This window comes from Chitinophaga sp., from assembly GCF_036569185.1.
Taxonomy (GTDB): Bacteria; Bacteroidota; Bacteroidia; order Chitinophagales; family Chitinophagaceae; genus Chitinophaga.
Genome location: NZ_DATCRD010000245.1, coordinates 1 through 17,873, shown reverse-complemented (window position 1 = coordinate 17,873; position 17,873 = coordinate 1). Strand labels below are relative to the sequence as shown.

The window sequence follows — 17,873 nt, the reverse complement described above, 5'->3', positions numbered from 1 at the left end:
CAGTTATATTGTCTTTAAAAGATCCGTCTGTATAGCCGCCTGCATAATCCAGAATATTTTGTAACGTCTCGTTGTCTTGCGCTTCAAATATAGCTGGACGCTTTACTTCCCCAATTAATTCAACCCTTGTTTTATATGGATTTACCTTAACAATATCCTGGTCCTGTAAAACAATATTATTGGTAAGATCTCCCCTGGTAAGAAAATCATACAGGTCAAATGTAGTAGCAATACTACCATTACGGATTACCTGGATGTTCCGGAATGAACCATTATCATCAGGCCCCCCAGATACATATAAAGCATTGGCAACTGTTGCCAGTGATGGTAATGTATAGGTACCAGGCTGCTGAATCTCTCCTATTAACAGCACCCTTATACTACGGATATTACCTAATGACACCTGTACAAAAGTTTTTCCACTGGAGATAGTTGAATATATAGTTGATAACTGTTTTGTAATCCTGGTTTTCGCCTCATCCATGGTTAATCCATTCACGTATACCGGCCCAAGATTCGGGATACGGATATAGCCTTCCGAAGTAACCGTTAACTTATATTGTACCTCTGAATAGCCATATACATCGATCATTACCTGGTCATCCGCAGCCAGTCTATAATTGGAGGGGGTTGGGATTCTCAAATTGGGTTCAAACGTCAGATTCTTATTAGTAAATAGTTCCGCTCCGAATATTTTCTTCCGTTTTATCTCACTGGCACTCGCATTTTGCCTGAACAAATCAACCTTAGTAGTATCTGAATCATTAAATGACCTCCCTGAATATTGAGTATCCTGCTGAAACATTTCAGTACTCTTCTTTTTATCCAGTGTCTTATCCAACCCCATCATCTGTATCCTCGTCTTCAGCTTTTCAGCTTCTGTTGCCGGTACCCCCTTCTGCTCCGCATATGAATCAATGTCATCCATAGACATATTATTCTGTTTCATCTCAGCCACAATCCGCCTGATCTGATCATCCGATAAATTATCTACATTTACTTGCTTTATCTGAGCCGGGGACGGCACCTGCGCCATTACACAAAAACCTATAAACAGGAACAGTTGGACCAGCAATAACTTTCTTAACATGTATAATAGGATCTAAAACTTTCTCGAATACCTTTTTGGAAAACAACTTCACCAGCAAAATCGACAGACTTTGCCAAATAAGGTGCAAATCTATTAAAAATACCATATAAATGTTAGTTCCATCAGAATTCCTAACACTTTTAACCTGAAATCCTTATGAGCTGTCTGATAAACGTTTAAACATACTTTTCGGTTAATCGCACCCATCATTGCAAATTTATCTCCAATTATTTCCTACTTTCTAATTTTAAGTTATTTATAATATTTAAATATTTTTAATGTAATGGAAAAATCTTTTTTTCGGCCATTTACGTTAATTATTATGAGAGTCACCTGTATTTACCTGTTTTAGAAAATTTAGATCACAACTTAAACTACCACCTGTTTTACCAATCTAAGTATTGGCATACGACAAATTGCTTGAGAATCAATTAAATAACGGAAAGAAGTCATGTATTAACTGCCCCCGGGCATCCTTAGAAAACGTCTTTTACCCCCTTTTCTGTTTAAACTAGTTAAGGCAAAACTTAAACATTATGTCATCTGTTGAATTTAACACCTTGCTTATCGGAAATGCTGATTTCCTGAAACCCTTTGCTTTTACCCTCACCAAAGACGCCGAACAGGCAAAAGATCTTTACCAGGAAACCCTTTTCAGAGCCCTGTCCAACCGGGAAAAATACCTGGAAGGCACAAATATCCGCGCATGGCTGTTCACCATCATGCGGAACATCTTTATAAATCATTACAGGAAAAAATTAAAACATCGCACCATCGCAGAACCCGGCGCCAGCGAATTCTTCATAAACCATCAGCAGAATATAGTCAGCAATAAAGCGGCCTCTAACTTACATATGAAAGATATCCATATAGCAGTTTACCACCTGCCGGGCATCTTCAAAAAACCCTTTATGCTCTATTACGAAGGCTACAAATACTTTGAAATCGCAAATATGCTGAAAGAACCACTGGGCACCATCAAAAGCAGGATACATTTTGCCCGGAAAATCCTCAAATCACAGGTTCCCAGGCAATAATTCCTGGTTAAATACCCCAAATATCGTCCGGCTCCAGGCCGGACAAGTGCTGTTATGAACGTTTGTATACCCCTCCGTGAGAGTCGGAATAATCGTCCCGTTATGAACGGTGATAACCATACACCAGCCGCAGGTAATGCTCCTTGAGGTGCGACTGGAAATAAAAAGCCGTGATCATAATTATAGCAGCTGCACAGAGAAAGGCAGGATGAGGCCAAACATAATAACCTGCCAGGCACAATACCAGGTAACGCGCATACTCCAGGTAAAACACCCATTTCTTCTGCTCCATAATAGCGCCGCAGTTGATTAACGTAAGCAGGATCAGCAGGGTAACGCATACCTGTATAAATACCGGCACATAGTGCTCCAGTAACAGGAAGGAAAATAGTAAAACCAGGGTGGCCACTATCTGCCATAGTACATAATTAAACAGTTTAGGCGCCTCCGCTACATGATTGCGTAAAAGGAATTTCTCCTCCAGGATGGCCCTTGCACCAGGGTCCACATTATCGGGCCTGCCGAAAATGATCCGCAGCTTATTCCTCCACCCCTTCGCCTGCCGGGCAGAATACAACATCTCCAGGATAAAATGAAAATGCTGCCACAAAAAACTATTGCTCTCCAGCGGTTTTGTAAGGCCATACACCGGTTCCTCCTCTTCCTTCACAAAAGTGCCAAATAACTTATCCCATATTATAAATACATCTCCGTAATTCTTATCAAGATATTGCGGGTTGCTGGCATGATGCACCCGGTGATGCGACGGCGTTACCAATATATACTCCAGTATTCCCAGCTTACCTATGGTGCGTGTATGAATAAAAAAAGGATACAATCCATGCACCAGCAGCATACTGGTGATCATGGCAGGAGGGAAACCTATCACCGGAAGTACAGCCCAGAAACCTGTACGTATGAACGCCTGGAACACGGTGATTCGCGCAGATACCGTGTAATTAAACTCTTCGCTCTGGTGATGCACCACATGCGCGCACCAGAACACGGTAACTTCATGCGCCAGCCGGTGATACCAATACCAGATAAAATCCGTACAGATCAGCAATGCCACCCACAGCAATACACTGGCTTTAATATCAAAAATAGCAAAGTGCCGGTACAGGTAATCGTACACAAAATAAAAAAGCCCTACTGTGAATGTATCCAGTAAGCGCTCCGCGATACCTATACTCAGGTTCGCAATGGAATCATTAAACTTGAAATAAGTCTTTCCGTTCTTCCGCGCCACCAGGTATTCTAACCCAATAAAAGTCAGGAAAAAAGGAACTGCCAATGCCAGGTAGTTTAAATGCACTTGTTATAATTTTAAATCCGGAAATCCAATAGTAAGACATAGGCTAATACACGGTGCCAGCCCATGCATAGGTTTAATGATATTAACTGGTGGTGGTAAATTATCACAATGATAAGCAATAAAATTTAATTATCCTACTATTTTAATAGACTAATAAAAACGGAAGGCGGAAAACAGCTTTCGCCGCTCTCCGCCACCGCTTCATTGCATATATTTTTATTAGTCTTCCGGAGGTCCGCCATCAGCCATTCTTACCACTTTGGGCACAAACCGGCCAATCACGTCTACCAGCGATGTTTGCGCCTGCATCACAGTATCGATATTCTTGTATGCTCCAGGCGCTTCATCTAATCCACCGCCAATAAGCGTTACGCCATGCTCCTGCAACTGCTGTCTTAATACCGCATTAGTGATAGACGCTTTTGCTTTTGTGCGCGACATCAATCTTCCGGCGCCATGCGAAGCTGATTGTAAACTACCTTCTTCACCTTTACCACGTACAATGAATCCAGGCGCTGTCATGGAGCCCGGGATCACCCCCAGCACGCCCTTCCCGGCAGGAGTGGCGCCTTTCCGGTGCACAATCACCTCCTTTCCATGGTACATTTCTTTCCATGCAAAGTTGTGATGATTCTCTACCCTGGCGAGCAAAGTGGCTCCGGTAGCATTGATCAGCCGCTTATGGATCAGGTGATGACAGGCAGACGCATAATCGCCCGCCAGGTTCATAGCCAGCCAGTACTCCTGTCCTTCTGCTGTATCCAGGTCAAGATAAGCCAGGTGCTTTGCATGTTCCGGTAACTGACAGATCTCCTTCGCCAGCCGTGTGTAATACCCTGCTATCTGGGCCCCCATTCCTCTTGAACCGGAGTGGGATAATAATGCCACATAATCGCCCGGCGCTAATTGCCATTCGTTCTGCGGATCAGTAATAGTTGCGATCCCCCATTCAACAAAATGGTTACCCGAACCGGAAGTTCCGAGTTGCCCGGCTGCTTTATCAAACAGGTTTTTAACAAAACTGATTTCTTTAAATTCATTTCTTTCAAGCACCGGATCCTCTTCCCTCTTCTTCCATTCCGCACCGGCGCCGAATTTGGTGAAGGTCATCAGTTGCCGCTTATACGATGTTTCGTTGATCAACAACGACTGCACCGGCAAATCCAATATGCTCAAACACATACGGCAACCGATATCTACCCCTACTCCATATGGGATCACGGCATTATCTGCCGCCAGTACGCCGCCAATCGGCAATCCATAACCCTGGTGGGCATCTGGCATCAGCGAACCAGCCACGGCAACAGGTAACCGCACCGCGTTATTCAATTGCTTCACCGCTCCTTCTTCGATGTACGATTCTCCATAAACCGTATAAGGTACCGGGGTTTCACGCAGGGCAATCACCGCCGGCGCCTGCGGCGCCAGCAAACCTTCAGCGATTCCGCCCAATATCGCATCGTCTTTATATGCAGCAGGATCTGCCAACACTTTCTTTAATAATTCAATTGCTTCTTCTTCTGTATAATGAGCATAATGCTGCTCAATAACATCCATGGCTACACGAAAAACGGGGCTTTGGGGGTAACCGATCTCCAGTAATGTTTTACCACTGATTTTTAAATTTGACATAAAGGGTTAATTTTTATTCGTACCATTCCTCCTGCAGCAATTGCTGCAGGGTATATTTCTTAAACTGGTCCTTTCTTTTATCCTCAGGCAACCATCTTCTCCGGCTCGCCTGCTGGCTCCTGGTGAGCTTCCATATCCTGTGCTCCAGCTGATTACGCTTCAGGTAATTATCCAGCTGATCAATCGCTGAGCTCAGTTCAGGCGCCACCACACGCTGTTTGGTGATCATATTCGGACGTACCTGCAATACAAATCGCCAGGGTTCTTTTACAACAAAATACTTTATCTGGTCAATACCATTTTTACAGTAACGGATCCGTTCTTCAAAACAATTCACTTCTTTTGGGCTAAATTTCATTTTCCTAAAGACGTACTCCGTTGGTTGCAATAAATGCTGCTCTCTTAACACATGTATCTTCCTTCCTCTCCTTCGCTTTTTCACCTTAAAATCCTTACGGTGACTATAATCATATGTGTTAATCTTTTTCAGCAGTTCCTGGAAAAAATCTCCGTCCCTGCTCCTTGCTACATCCTCACGTAAAACAAAGCTGCGTACATAACCTTTCATGACCGGTGGAGTCAGTTCTGTATACCCCCTGCTTTGCCATGCCTGCCACAACTCCTGCCGTTTCCTCTTGTATTGCAATAATTGTTTGTCGTACTGTTTACGCGCATCGCGCTTTCTTCTTCTGCCCGTTCTTATCCTTGAGGCAGCTATATAATTTTCGATTTCCTGATTGTCCATAATCAGTAATTAAGTGCTCAATAATGTTTACATCCCTGATATATATGGACAATTGATTCCTTCTCATTTTTTTGTTTTTTTAAGATGATCAAATAATGCTTACGCGATTTCTTCCAGCACTTCCCTTCTGAAACCAATCACATGCTGTTTGGTTTCAAATGATGGCTCATGCTGATTAGCGATCTCGGCAACAGTCATGGGTTTGCTGATAACGGTGTCGAAACCCATATGCTTTGACAGCGCCTGCGCTTTAGCCACCGGCAACCGCTTGAACTCATACTTTGCAATGAGCCTGCCTTTGCGCAATAATGCATTGTCGATGGCTGATAAATCACTATTGAAAGAACAAACCAGCTGGATGTTCAAACAATCTGCCAGTAATCCGTCAGACAGGTTCAGCAGGTTGGATACAGACGAGTTCCCCGAAAATTTACGGTCCATGATCACGTTCTCTGCATCTTCGATGATCACCACGCAATTGGGATTATCTATAAGCAGTTCCATGAACTCGGGGTTCATAATGTTGTTTGCCAGGTCCGGTGAAACAAAAAGTACCCGCTTCTTTATTCTTCCTATCAGGTAGCGGAGGTAAGTGGTTTTTCCTGTTCCCGGTAAGCCATGTAGCAACACAATACCCTTATCTTTATCCTTCTTCAACCGCTGTTGTATCACTTTATCTATCTCCCTAAAATCATCTTCATAAAACATACCTATATCCAGCCTGGTACGTTTTATTTCCAGGCTTTTCAGTTCCAGCCCTTTGCGCCCGCTGGTAATAAGATTGATCTCGTGAGGCTCTCTCCGTTGCTTTTCTTTATAACGTGTAACCATTTCCGTTACCTCCGATATAAATGCAGGAATTGCGCCGTTATGCAGTATCTCACACCACGATTGCCAGAATGCCACTACACTGTTGTTATTCAGTACAAACAGCGTCTGGTTATGTTTATACTTCTTCTTTTTGTTATCGTAATCAGTATAGCGGTGCGTGTTAACGATCATACCTTCATACTTTTTCATAAAAGCGGCAGCGGCTTTGTCGCCGTCTACTTCGTAAATGTTGCTGATATCCGGGATAGCACTAAAGTTAACTGTGTACACTCCCTTCGGATCAAAATGTTCTCCATCTGTAATATCTATGTTGTTATTCACTATATGCTTCATATTTTCCTGGTCGCTTTATTGTGATGATGTCCCTGATGATAAAGATTTCCCGGGACCAGGCCGGGCCCGGGTAAATCGTATTTATCATGGGGTAAATTACAGGTTATCCTTCTGATAACCTGATGATAAGGGGTTAAAAATGCAAACAGAGACGAAAAAAAATATCTTAAAAGGAGATGAAAGCGGAGCAGGATTACTCCGCCTGCCTGTTTTTTATGTACCTCCTCAAATAATCTTTATACTGCCGCATAAAAAAACCCGGCCTGTTTAACACGGACCGGGCTTTATAACGTTAACGTATATACTACGTTTTTACATACCTTGTCCGTTTAGCATTCATTGAATCAATGCTATCATTAAACCATTTACTGCGGCGGATTTGAATCCGTTCTGTCATTCCCGGTAAATTCATTATTCTATATATCGATAACAAAAAAGCCCGGATCCAAGGACCCGGGCTGCTGTTATAGTTACAAATATTTTTAATCTACCTGTAAGCATAAAACGCCCGGAATCCGCTACCATCTTGCCCGAGGCAGGATGCTGCGTTGTCCATGTTTAGATTAATGCGTTTCATGTTTATAAGTTTCTTTTATTATCAATTTTAACGATGCAAAGATAACAGGATATATTTTGATTAAGCAAATTTTTAACAAAATATTTTCAACTTTTTTATTTAAGACTTCTTGAACAGTATTTTCTGATTGCCGAAATCGGCCGCTGCATCTATGACCTGTAGCAGGTTTGACCATTTCGCTACAGGTACAAAACTATTCTTGTATGCCTTCCTGATATGCAGCTTAAGCTTCCCCGATTCCATCACCGTTTTTACGGCAAAAGAACCGCATTCATTATCTACCTGCCTGTTCAGCTTATCAGCCCCCTCCAGGCTATATCCCTGAGGGATAGCCACTTCTATATCATATTCAAAACTGCGTGCAAATGGCTGGTAAGCATCTACTTTTCTATCACGTTGCTCCGGTTTCACGTTTAACTGTCCACCAATCAATTTACCTGCTTCCAGGATATAATTGTTGCCAGCACGCTTTACCAGGCCATCCAGCGTGAATTTTGTGTTATAAACAAAATCCGGATCTGTATCGTGTAACCCCATTTTTTCAATGCTGAATGATTGGAGTTCTTTGGGAGCAACATCAAACTGATCTTTTATCTCTTCATTAAAGTAGTCCTTTTGCTCTCCACGGGCTTTGGCAAATGCATTCTTATATTCATCGGGCAAGGTGTTTCTGCCCTTTGTACTGCTAAGCTGCTCCAGAATTGACTTATGGGCTCCCAACGTTCTTCTCTCCTCCTCATAATAATCTTCAAAAAGCAGCAAGCGTTTCTGCTCTCCCAAACGCATACTGCCTTTGAGAGTAGTATGCCGGCTGATGTTCACCAGCTGCATATCCTCGTTTAGTGAAACCTTCATTTGTTCTACCTGTGCGTTTTCATCCGCCGTGGTTTCTTTTAACTTTACTTCAACACCTACCGGCACATCCTTTTTCCCTTTAAACGGGCCATAGTTCTTCAGATCCACTATCGGGGCGTTCTGTCCTTCATAGGCCGCCGGCACATAGTTACAGTTTGTAAATATGCCGTCGGCACTCATAAACAGCGGCTTATCGGATTGTGTTCTCAACATATATTCATAATCGTCTGCGTTAAGTAACTCCTGCTGTCCGGGGCCATAACGGGAGGTTACCAATACAAATTCTGCCCGAATATCCAGGCCACGGAATACTTCATGCAGGAACTGCAGGAATTTCCTGTTATCCGGTACCACATAATTCCGTTCGTGGCCCACCATAATTTTATCGTTATCGCCTACCTTATAAAAGGCCAGGAAGCGAAAGGCATAGTATATATAAGCCGCTATACTGTCTTCCGGTATCTTCCTTCCATTCTCACTTTTGTATTCCTTCATCAGGTCCTTCACCCCATGCTTTAAGCCGCCACTTGCCAGCCAAAATTGCTGGGATTCCGCTGCCAGTTTCTTTGCGGCAACATTCTTCACTTCTGATGGAGCAGGATTATGCCTTATTTCCCCCGCTTTCTGCCCTTCTTCCAAACGGGTACCAAACAGGATATCCATGCGAACCATAGGAATTTGCCTGTAGGGCGACATCCACAGATCTACCGGTAAACTTGGAATATTTTTTACCAGGAGATCAAATACCGCCCCATCATCATCTCTCTTCACTTTAAAATCAGGTGCGCCATTAGCCGTACGGTATCTTACAAAATATTTATCACTGATCTCACAATGAACAGAATATTGCATAATAGGTTTATCATCTCCCAGTACAAAAGTTTGCGCATCTATCGGGCTATTAATATCTTTCAGTTCTTCCACCCTTACAAAATAATCAATCACATCACCTACCTGGAGATCGGGAATTGCAAGTTTGCTCTTCTGTTGTTTGCCGTCTTCTTCATTTACCAATTCTTCATCCACGTTAACTTCTTTCATGGTACCATCCGGCTTTATAATGCGTACCCCAACAATAGTAGTGGCTAAGCCACTATGGAAATAGGAATTAAGGCTGCGGAATTTTTTGAAACTAAATTGCGAGTATTCGTCCAACGCAGCCTTATCGTTCAACTTTACCATTTCACGCGTAGTATTGCTATAGAAAATATCTTTCTGCACCTTGAACCCGATACCAATATATTTAATCTTCCTGCTGTTGGAAGCCTTGACGTCTGCATGACGCGCTATTACAATGGCAGACGACTTATCACCGGCTGGCAAAACAGGTACCTTCTTAAAAGCGGGAATATCCCAGTTCCACACTTCCTGTCTTACGGCATCTGCACGCTCTTTATATTCGCGTATATCTTTAGCCTTTTGCGCAAAAGCATATGGCTGCCACAGGAAAACGGCTAATGTATAAAGTAAAAATTTTGCTTTCATGGTATAGGTAATGACTATTATTTTTTGCTGAATGTAATTTGCTGAAGATAAATTTTGTCAAGCGCCTTAATATCTGCATTCCATTCACAGAAGCCTGTTCTTGGCAACCAGTTATTTTTTATGATCAGTTCTTTATGATAAATGATTTTTCCTCCGGCCAGCTTGTAGGAAATATTGAAAGAATACCCCCCGCGTTCTATTTTCAAGTCTCCGGGAAGATCGCCCACCTTATAGCCCTCCGGTATGTCCAGGCTGGTTTCGCAAACAACATGCTGTTTAAAAGGAAACAACATGTCCTGTACTCTTTTGGCGGTATCTATGGTATACCCGGATAACTCCTTTCTGAAATCCAGCTCTGCATACAGGTCGTCTCCAAAACCTGTAACAGCCTCCTTGTGCAGCAGTTCGTACTGGATATCCATTTGTTGGTCCCAGTTTTGGATATCTGATGTTTTGAGATGATTGATCTGGTATTTACTGTTATCTTCGGTGAGATATTTCATCAGGGCGTTCTCCAGATTTTCTTTCTTAATGCCATGCACCTGGGAAAGCAGGAACTCTTTGCTTTCACCATCCCATTGCTGCTGTACTTTACCGGCCAAAGCGCCACCATCTATATGCAATATTCTTTTTTCCAATGTTGTGTTCTGCTGCCAGGTCCGTTTAGGCACCTGGTCAAGGATATAGGTATCTCCGTCTTCAATCATCACCTGCCGTCCCTGGATACGCTGTGCATATTGATCCAGTCCTATATAGGTTTCTGTCGCATCAAGGAAGTATCGTTTGCCTTTGTAGTTAAGGGCGCAGATCATATGATTATCTACCGCAAGGGAAGGGATAGAGTAGTCGTAGGCAATATGATCTGTACCGATCCAGCAAAGGCGGGCATCAAAACCAAGTGATTGCAGCAGCCTGCGTGTGAGGTTGGCCATCCCCTTACAATCACCATATTTATGCTGCAACACATGCTGGGCTTTTTCCGGTTTGAATCCTGCTATACCATCTTCAAAAGCGATATACCGGATATTATCCTGCACCCAGTGATAAACTGCATTAATTTTGCCGGTATCCGAAGAAATGCCCTTCGTGATATCCAGGGCTTTGGATTTCACGACCGCTTCATCATCCCCTATTTCCTTCACCAGGCTGTGATACCAGGCATAAAGATCGGCTGTTTGGTTAAAGTAATTTACCCGGCCGGTTTTAAGATCGGCATATTTACTCAATACCAGCAAGTGTGGATATACGTACGAAGGACCGGGCGCATTTTTTTCATTCACCCTTGCCGGTAGCTGTACAGCTGTATACCTGTACACATCTTCATCCCGCCTGGCATCATACGCCACTTCTTTCTTTATCTGAAAGTGATCAAAATTCATCTCCCGGATTTCTGCTTTCATCCAGCGGGGAATTGCCACTTCTATCACTTTAAGTGCTGTTGCATACGAATTGGAAAAGTAAATGGCAGAAAAATAACGGGGATCAAGTATTGTCTTCTCCAGTTCCACACTACTTTCTGTATTATTCCTTTCAAGCGGCACCTCCATGATGCACATTTTTGCGTCGGAATAGAAGATGTCGTCAACAGTGTAATCCCGGAATACCGGCTTAATCGCTTTTGCGCGCTTACCATCTACAAAGGCACGCACTTCATCAATTTTGCTGCGGCTATCATAAAATTCTACAAATGATATAGCTGTCCTGAACTGGCTGCATCGCCATGTAGTGGTAGAATATTGCCTGATGATAACAGGGTTTTCTTTATCACCGGCCTCAAAGGCATAACGTTCTTTCTGGTTCGTGATGGTAACATTCTTATCTTCCTCAGAGAATGCATAAGACATATGAGCTGTATATAGCAGTGCTATCAGCAGGTATAGGTATCGGGGATTCCGGGTCATAAAAGGGTACTGATTAGCAGTAGTATATAAATGTAGAATATATTTTTAAATATTCGCACTAAAAAGCCGGAAGCAATTAAACTTCCGGCTGTAGTATAATCAGGATTAACAAAAACAGATGGTGGTGGTCGACCTAAGTTATATTAACACCGCGCTTTCTTCGAATTCCTTCTGAAGACGCTGCATCTGGCGGATATGCCGCTCAATGTGCTTGGTGAGGAAATAGATGTATTGATATATGTCCAGTTTACCTAACTGGTTTACAGACATATTGGTAAATACCAGCACTCCTTCTCCGTTTTTCAGCAAAGACAGGTTATACATGCACTGTGCATACTGCTGCTTCAGGAGAGCTTTTATTTCCTGCATATTTTTAAGACCGGTAGGTTCCATATGTTCAGGTCTTACCCAACCAAAGGACTTGCTGCCGATAACGTCTATCTGGTCAAATTTATCACGATAATCTCCTGGGACTATCACCGTATGCCCGGTCTTCTTACGTTCCAGTGCACGACGCGTGCTTTTATTAATGATCAGCAACAGGAAATAATTGGTAAGCGTAATATGCTCCAGTACTTCCCTGATACTCCATTGATCACGGTCTGGTTTGAAATCCAGTAATGCCGGTTCCTTATCAAACCACTGGTCCAACTCCCTGAAATTGGTGAGTAAAGCCTCTCTTACAACTTGAATAACGTTTCTCATCATCTAACGTTTTTGGGATTATGCACTTTACTTTTTGCTAATCAAATGGGTTAGCGCATAACATCATTGAATAAATATTGTGTTTGCCATTTTTATGCCGGATTTGTCCATAAAAAAACCCGGCCGCATTTACGGACCGGGCTAAATAATGTAGAGGGGTTATCTCACATTACCGCATACCTTGTCCGTATGGCTTTTTTAAGGCAAAGCCATCCCTTTTACACCACGAGGCGTATTTTTCTTGCATTACAGTTATCGCTTGAAATTCTTTCAATGTCGTCATTTCATTACTGCTTCAAAGCAAAAAGTCCCACACTTTATCTAGTGCGGGACTTTTGTTTATATCGTTTGATAACTTTTCTCTCGTTAACAATCGGTGCAACATGCCCGCATTCTGGCCTTGACCTGCTTTTGTTGGCAGGCCATCGCTGAAATTTTGTATGTTGAAATAAGTTGCACAGTTATTTTTACTCTTGAAGCAAAGGTAATTTTTATTTTTTTTATTACACAAAAAAATACCTTACTTTTTTCCCAGACTTAACAATTAGTTTAAAGTGCAACTAAATATCATTGAAAATCAGAACAGGCTTAATTGGGAATTGGGCCGGCGAAAGGCTTCTGTATTGAATTCGAAGCGTTCCTGGTTTAAACCGTTCTTCTTTGTGTGAATCTTAAACTGCTGCCTGATCAGGTCAGCAATGTTGCCTTCTCCCCTCATTCTCCGCCCAAAGTCGCTGTCGTTCACCTTTCCGCCGTGCATACTTTCTATATGATGCCATACTTTATCTGCCCGGTCGGGGAAGTTTTTGTAAAGCCAGTCGTTGAAAATGATCTTCACTGCATCATTGAGCCTTACTACCGTATATCCTGCGTATTTAGCCCCGTTGGCAGCTGCAGTTTCCAGCAGGCGTGGCACTTCCTGGTCATTAAGACCCGGGATAAGCGGGGCGGTCATAACGCCCACGGGTATACCAAGATCACTCAGTTCCTTCACCACCTTGAACCGCTGCGCGGCGGTAGCCGTTCGCGGCTCCATCTTTTGCCGAAGCTCTTCCTGCAGGGTGGTGATAGAAACGTACACGCACACCAGGTTATCCTGCGCCAACTGCTGTAGCAGGTAACGGTCTCTCAATACCAGCGAGTTTTTGGTGATAATGCCTACCGGCTGTTTGTATTCCAGCGCCACTTCCAGCAACTGCCGGGTGAGCCACATTTTACGCTCTACCGGCTGGTAGCAGTCCGTATTTCCCGAAAGGGAAATCGGCTTGGGATCCCATTTCTTATTGTCCAGGAACTTACGCAGCAGTTCAGGAGCATTATGCTTTACGATAATCTTTCTTTCAAAATCAAGACCGGCGCTTAAACCCCAGTACTGGTGGGTATTTCGGGCATAACAATAAATACAGCCATGCTCACAGCCCTGGTAGGGGTTCATGGAATACCACATCCCTACATCCGGGCTATCCACCTTGTTAACCAGGTTTTTAGCATGTTCTTCAAACACCTGCGTAGGCACATCCGCCTGCCACCACTCGTCAATACCTTCGGCATGCTCCTGCGCATATTCGTCTGCCAGGTATTTATTCCTGGGATTAATCTGTGCTCCGCGCCCTTTATAATACGGATTCTCCGGTGCGCCCTCCTGGAATGGCAAAGTCATACACTAAATATTTTAGTAAAAATACTAAAATATTTAGGATTTAAATAATTTCCATTTGTTTCATCAGGAAAGTGGCATTCTTATTCCTGGCAATGCCCTCCCGGATCCGGTAATCGAAGAAGAGATGGTTGTCCTGTATGGTGCTTTCAAAACAGTAATTCCTGATCTGCCCGGGATAAGCGGCTTCCAGTTGTCCCAGTTCAAGGTCGTGCGTGGCAATCATTCCCAGGCAGTTATACTGCAGAAAGTGCTCTATCAGGCTGCGCGAGCCGGATAATTTGTCCTCAGAATTGGTGCCTTTGAGAATTTCGTCTAACAAAATAAATACCCGCGCACCGGTTTTCAGATGCCGGATAATATGTTGCAACCGAAGTAACTCGGCCTGGAAATAGGAAGTATGGCTGGCAATAGAATCCTTGATACGCATGGAAGTCATGATACGCATAGGACTGAATACAAAGCGGCTGGCACACACGGGCGCCCCGCACATAGCCATCAAAAGGTTGGAACCTACGCTCCGCAGAAAAGTGCTTTTACCCGACATATTCGAGCCTGTAATGATCAGGAAATGATCTTTACTGCCGGTAGCCCCGTTATTCTTTACGCATTCATTGGCCGGGATCAGCGGATGCCCCAACGCTTCCGCTTCCAGGATACGACCCTCTGCCTGTGGCGACGGCCAGGAAAATTCAGGATGATTGAAAGCATAAGTGGCCAGGCTGTTCCAGACTTCCAGCTGGGTAATCACATCGAACCAGCCGGTAATATGTTGCTTATGTTGCTTTTTCCAGCGCTCCAAACGCAGGATACAGTGCAGGTCGTAGAGCATCAGTGAATTAAGCGCCAGCCCTACTAACAGGTTAAGCCGCTGATCAAAGGCATTGCATATTTTAGATAATTGCCGCAATGCCACATCTGCTTCTTTTGCTTTCTCCTGCTGCTGATGCAATAACACAGATTTTCCGAAGCTGCCGGTTTTTATAAGATGTAATAGAATAGAGAACTTATCCAGTATCCGTTCTTTATGGGAGATCAATACATACTGCGCCATGATCTTTTTCTGACTGCTGCCCAGGAGCAGCCAGTTCAACACCACCAGGATCAGAAACAGGGAATATCTTCCGGTGGTGGCATACAACACAATAGAACCTGCTACCAGCACAGGACTTAGCCAGATGACCAGATTTATAAACCTGTTGTGCAAAAAATGAAACGGCATATCCAGCCATGCGCTGATTTCCCGGCGATCGCTTTCTTCTTCCTTTGCCAGTATGGCATTGGCGGTAAGTTGCTGCCTGAACTCCACTTCAGGGGTCAGTACCTGCAAAGCCTCCTGGGTGGCCATTATAGCCGGGGCATCTTCCAAAGGATCCTTCAGCGCCGCTGCCAGCTGTCGCCTGCCCGACAAAGTACCTGTACGATTGATATGCTGAAAAATGGAAGATGGTCCGAAAACATCCAGGTCACTGCTGAAATCATGTTTATCATCCACAAACTCATTTCCATTGTCGAAAGCGGATTGCCCGGTGGTGACCAGCAGCAGCTCCTTTTCATTCAGCTCCAGCAGGGATTTATACAGTTGCAATTTCTGCAGCGCTTTGGAATACCATAGCAGGAATACCATAAACGCGATCACGCCAGCCGCTGTGAGCAGCAACCACTGGGCCTGCCATCCGCCCCTGAAAAAAAATACCACACCGGCTACCATTCCCAGGAAACTCACCAGCCGGGCCCACGACAGGCCGGCGGTTAAACGTTTCTCTTTTTTTATGGCCTCCTGGAACTGCCCGATCCGCTGCCTGTATATATCTGCTGGTATCATTTATCTGCTGTTTATAACTAAAAAAAATCAGGGATTTTATGGTATATGTTCGCAATATATTGAACATAAACCACAAAATCCCTGGCAGGAATATTCCGGATTACTTATGCGTATTGTCTCTTCAGCAGGTCAGGATATTCCTGGCTTACTTTCAGGATCAGTTCTCCAAAGAGGGTGTTCACCCAGGCAAACCACGGACGGGTGAACTTGGTCGGATCATCCTTGTGATAAGATTCATGGATGAAACCAGTATCGCCATCAGTGTTGCGCAATGTTTTAATACAGGAAGCTATTTCCTCTTTATCATGACTGGTTAAAGCTCTCATGATAATGCTCATTGGCCAGATATAATCATTACCGGTATGCGGGCTGCCTACGCCATCGCCATACTTGCCACGGTAAAACCAGGGCTGGAAGTTGCTCCATACAAAGTGACGGGAAGCCTGGTACAATGGATCATCAATACCGGTATATCCCAGGTAGGGAATAGACAGCAGGCTGGGCACGTTGGTATCGTCGAGGAACAAGCGGTTGCCGAAGCCATCTACTTCAAAACCATACATCATACCCAGCTTCGGATGTTCCACAATTGCATGGGCCTTGATAGCGCGGTCTACCTCATCTGCCAGTTGTGTGCACTCGTGCGCAAAGGCAGTGTCCTTATAGATCACCTCACTGATTTCCGCCAGCTGACGCAGTGATACCACAGCAAACATATTGGATGGGATCAGGAAAGGAAACACCGTAGCATCATCAGATGGGCGGAAGATGGATACGATCAATCCTACCGGTGAAATAGGATTACCCCAGCCTCCGTTGGCAACGGTATCAGACTGTACGGGGGAATTCCGCTGAAATTTATAAGGACCGTGGCCGTCTTTACGTTGCTGTTCCTTAAACGTTTTCACGATCAGCTGGGCAGCCTGTTTGTATTTATCATCAAAGGGAGTATTATCGCCGCTGATTTTCCAGTAATTATAAGATAAACGTACCGGGTAGCACAGGGAATCAATTTCCCATTTACGTTCATGCAACTCAGGCTTCATGGTGGTCAGATCCTTCTCCCACTCGCTGCCGGTAGGGCCTTCATTAAAGGCATTGGCATACGGATCAATGAGTATGCATTTCGTCTGCCGGTTGATAACGCCCACCACCATCTCTTTCAGTTTGGCATCATCCTTTACCAGTGGCAGGTAAGGCCATACCTGTGCAGAGGAATCCCGCAGCCACATAGCGTTGATATCGCCGGTGATCACAAATGTATCGGGCCGGCCGTTTTCTTTTTTAAAGTTAACCGTTGTGTCGAGCGTATTAGGGAAACAGTTTTCAAACAGCCATCCCAGTTTGGTATCCGCAATCTGGGATTTCACCTTTACAATTGTCTTTTCCACTGCTTCACTGGTAAATTTCCGCTTTGCCAGGGGTGGGCGTTGGGAAGTATACCCACTCCAGCCAAATACTGTTTTGGGCAGTCCAAGCCCAACAACGCCTGCTACCAGCGCGCTGTTCTTAAGAAAATCTCTCCTTGCAACCATAACGTTTTTTGAATTTAGGAAACCCTAAAATAGAAAAGTTTTATGGATTTGCTTAAACGATTTATCAATCATCGTCCTCATCAGCGGCTAATAACTGCACAAAAGCGCTGCGCCTTCGGCGCGCGGATTTTGTCTTGGAACACTGATTACGCTGATTTTGATGATTTGCCTGATTTTTACTTTTAATAATAGTTAAGGGAGATAGAAGCATTATTCGCTTCTATCTCCCTTAATTTTTAAAACACTTAAAAAGATATCAATGAAATCATCAAAATCAGCGTAATCAGTGTTCCAAGACAACATCCGCGGCATTACATATTCCTCCGGTACTGCCCTCCTACTTCGTACAG

Annotated in this window: 12 protein-coding genes; 1 reads left to right on the top strand and 11 read right to left on the bottom strand. The window is 43.9% G+C overall.

All coding sequences use genetic code 11. The annotated features are described in order from the left end of the window. The coding region (locus tag VIM72_RS18665) for an SLBB domain-containing protein (protein WP_332004341.1) at positions 1-1,090 on the bottom strand (1,090 nt) is incomplete at its 3' end. Between the two features lie 536 nt (positions 1,091-1,626). On the opposite strand from VIM72_RS18665, the gene VIM72_RS18660 reads away from it, so the two are divergent. Next, a complete protein-coding gene (locus VIM72_RS18660; RefSeq protein ID WP_332004340.1) occupies positions 1,627-2,127 on the top strand; it encodes an RNA polymerase sigma factor in 501 nt (166 codons plus the stop codon). Between the two features lie 100 nt (positions 2,128-2,227). Here VIM72_RS18660 and VIM72_RS18655 read toward each other — a convergent pair whose 3' ends face one another. The 10 genes from VIM72_RS18655 to VIM72_RS18610 all read right to left on the bottom strand — a co-directional run bounded on the left by VIM72_RS18655 (position 2,228) and on the right by VIM72_RS18610 (position 17,523). Continuing rightward, positions 2,228-3,442: a sterol desaturase family protein gene (locus tag VIM72_RS18655; protein ID WP_332004339.1), complete on the bottom strand. Its 1,215-nt coding sequence runs from the start codon at positions 3,440-3,442 to the stop codon at positions 2,228-2,230. 219 nt (positions 3,443-3,661) lie between these two features. Continuing rightward, positions 3,662-5,074: an RtcB family protein gene (locus tag VIM72_RS18650; protein ID WP_332004338.1), complete on the bottom strand. Its 1,413-nt coding sequence runs from the start codon at positions 5,072-5,074 to the stop codon at positions 3,662-3,664. A 13-nt stretch (positions 5,075-5,087) separates the two neighbouring features. After that, on the bottom strand, positions 5,088-5,819 hold the full coding sequence (locus VIM72_RS18645; RefSeq protein ID WP_332004337.1) for a hypothetical protein: 732 nt from the start codon (positions 5,817-5,819) through the stop codon (positions 5,088-5,090). Positions 5,820-5,918: 99 nt separating this feature from the next. Further along, positions 5,919-6,983, bottom strand: coding sequence for an AAA family ATPase (locus tag VIM72_RS18640; RefSeq protein WP_332004336.1), 1,065 nt, complete (start codon positions 6,981-6,983; stop codon positions 5,919-5,921). Positions 6,984-7,659: 676 nt separating this feature from the next. Continuing rightward, positions 7,660-9,900 carry a DUF3857 domain-containing protein gene (locus VIM72_RS18635; RefSeq protein ID WP_332004335.1) on the bottom strand — a complete coding sequence of 747 codons (2,241 nt, stop codon included), beginning with the start codon at positions 9,898-9,900 and terminating at the stop codon, positions 7,660-7,662. Positions 9,901-9,917: 17 nt separating this feature from the next. Further along, positions 9,918-11,744: a transglutaminase domain-containing protein gene (locus VIM72_RS18630; RefSeq protein ID WP_332004334.1), complete on the bottom strand. Its 1,827-nt coding sequence runs from the start codon at positions 11,742-11,744 to the stop codon at positions 9,918-9,920. 195 nt (positions 11,745-11,939) lie between these two features. Continuing rightward, the gene (locus tag VIM72_RS18625; RefSeq protein ID WP_332004333.1) at positions 11,940-12,506 is read right to left on the bottom strand and encodes a DinB family protein; all 567 of its coding nucleotides are present in this window, start codon (positions 12,504-12,506) and stop codon (positions 11,940-11,942) included. A 577-nt stretch (positions 12,507-13,083) separates the two neighbouring features. Continuing rightward, entirely contained in the window at positions 13,084-14,166 is a 1,083-nt protein-coding gene (locus VIM72_RS18620) for a PA0069 family radical SAM protein (protein WP_332004332.1), read from the bottom strand. 40 nt (positions 14,167-14,206) lie between these two features. Further along, complete coding sequence (locus VIM72_RS18615) at positions 14,207-15,988, bottom strand: MutS-related protein (protein ID WP_332004331.1); 1,782 nt, start codon at positions 15,986-15,988, stop codon at positions 14,207-14,209. 104 nt (positions 15,989-16,092) lie between these two features. Next, the gene (locus tag VIM72_RS18610) at positions 16,093-17,523 is read right to left on the bottom strand and encodes a glycoside hydrolase family 125 protein (protein WP_332004330.1); all 1,431 of its coding nucleotides are present in this window, start codon (positions 17,521-17,523) and stop codon (positions 16,093-16,095) included. Positions 17,524-17,873 lie beyond the last annotated feature (350 nt).

What these genes read in the sequence shown, in the direction of transcription:
- VIM72_RS18615 (WP_332004331.1), bottom strand. Translation starts at nt 15,988, where the DNA reads ATGATACCAGCAGATATATACAGGCAGCGGATCGGGCAGTTCCAGGAG.
- VIM72_RS18660 (WP_332004340.1), top strand. Translation starts at nt 1,627, where the DNA reads ATGTCATCTGTTGAATTTAACACCTTGCTTATCGGAAATGCTGATTTC.
- VIM72_RS18635 (WP_332004335.1), bottom strand. Translation starts at nt 9,900, where the DNA reads ATGAAAGCAAAATTTTTACTTTATACATTAGCCGTTTTCCTGTGGCAG.
- VIM72_RS18650 (WP_332004338.1), bottom strand. Translation starts at nt 5,074, where the DNA reads ATGTCAAATTTAAAAATCAGTGGTAAAACATTACTGGAGATCGGTTAC.
- VIM72_RS18640 (WP_332004336.1), bottom strand. Translation starts at nt 6,983, where the DNA reads ATGAAGCATATAGTGAATAACAACATAGATATTACAGATGGAGAACAT.
- VIM72_RS18625 (WP_332004333.1), bottom strand. Translation starts at nt 12,506, where the DNA reads ATGAGAAACGTTATTCAAGTTGTAAGAGAGGCTTTACTCACCAATTTC.
- VIM72_RS18645 (WP_332004337.1), bottom strand. Translation starts at nt 5,819, where the DNA reads ATGGACAATCAGGAAATCGAAAATTATATAGCTGCCTCAAGGATAAGA.
- VIM72_RS18610 (WP_332004330.1), bottom strand. Translation starts at nt 17,523, where the DNA reads ATGGTTGCAAGGAGAGATTTTCTTAAGAACAGCGCGCTGGTAGCAGGC.
- VIM72_RS18630 (WP_332004334.1), bottom strand. Translation starts at nt 11,744, where the DNA reads ATGTCTTATGCATTCTCTGAGGAAGATAAGAATGTTACCATCACGAAC.
- VIM72_RS18620 (WP_332004332.1), bottom strand. Translation starts at nt 14,166, where the DNA reads ATGACTTTGCCATTCCAGGAGGGCGCACCGGAGAATCCGTATTATAAA.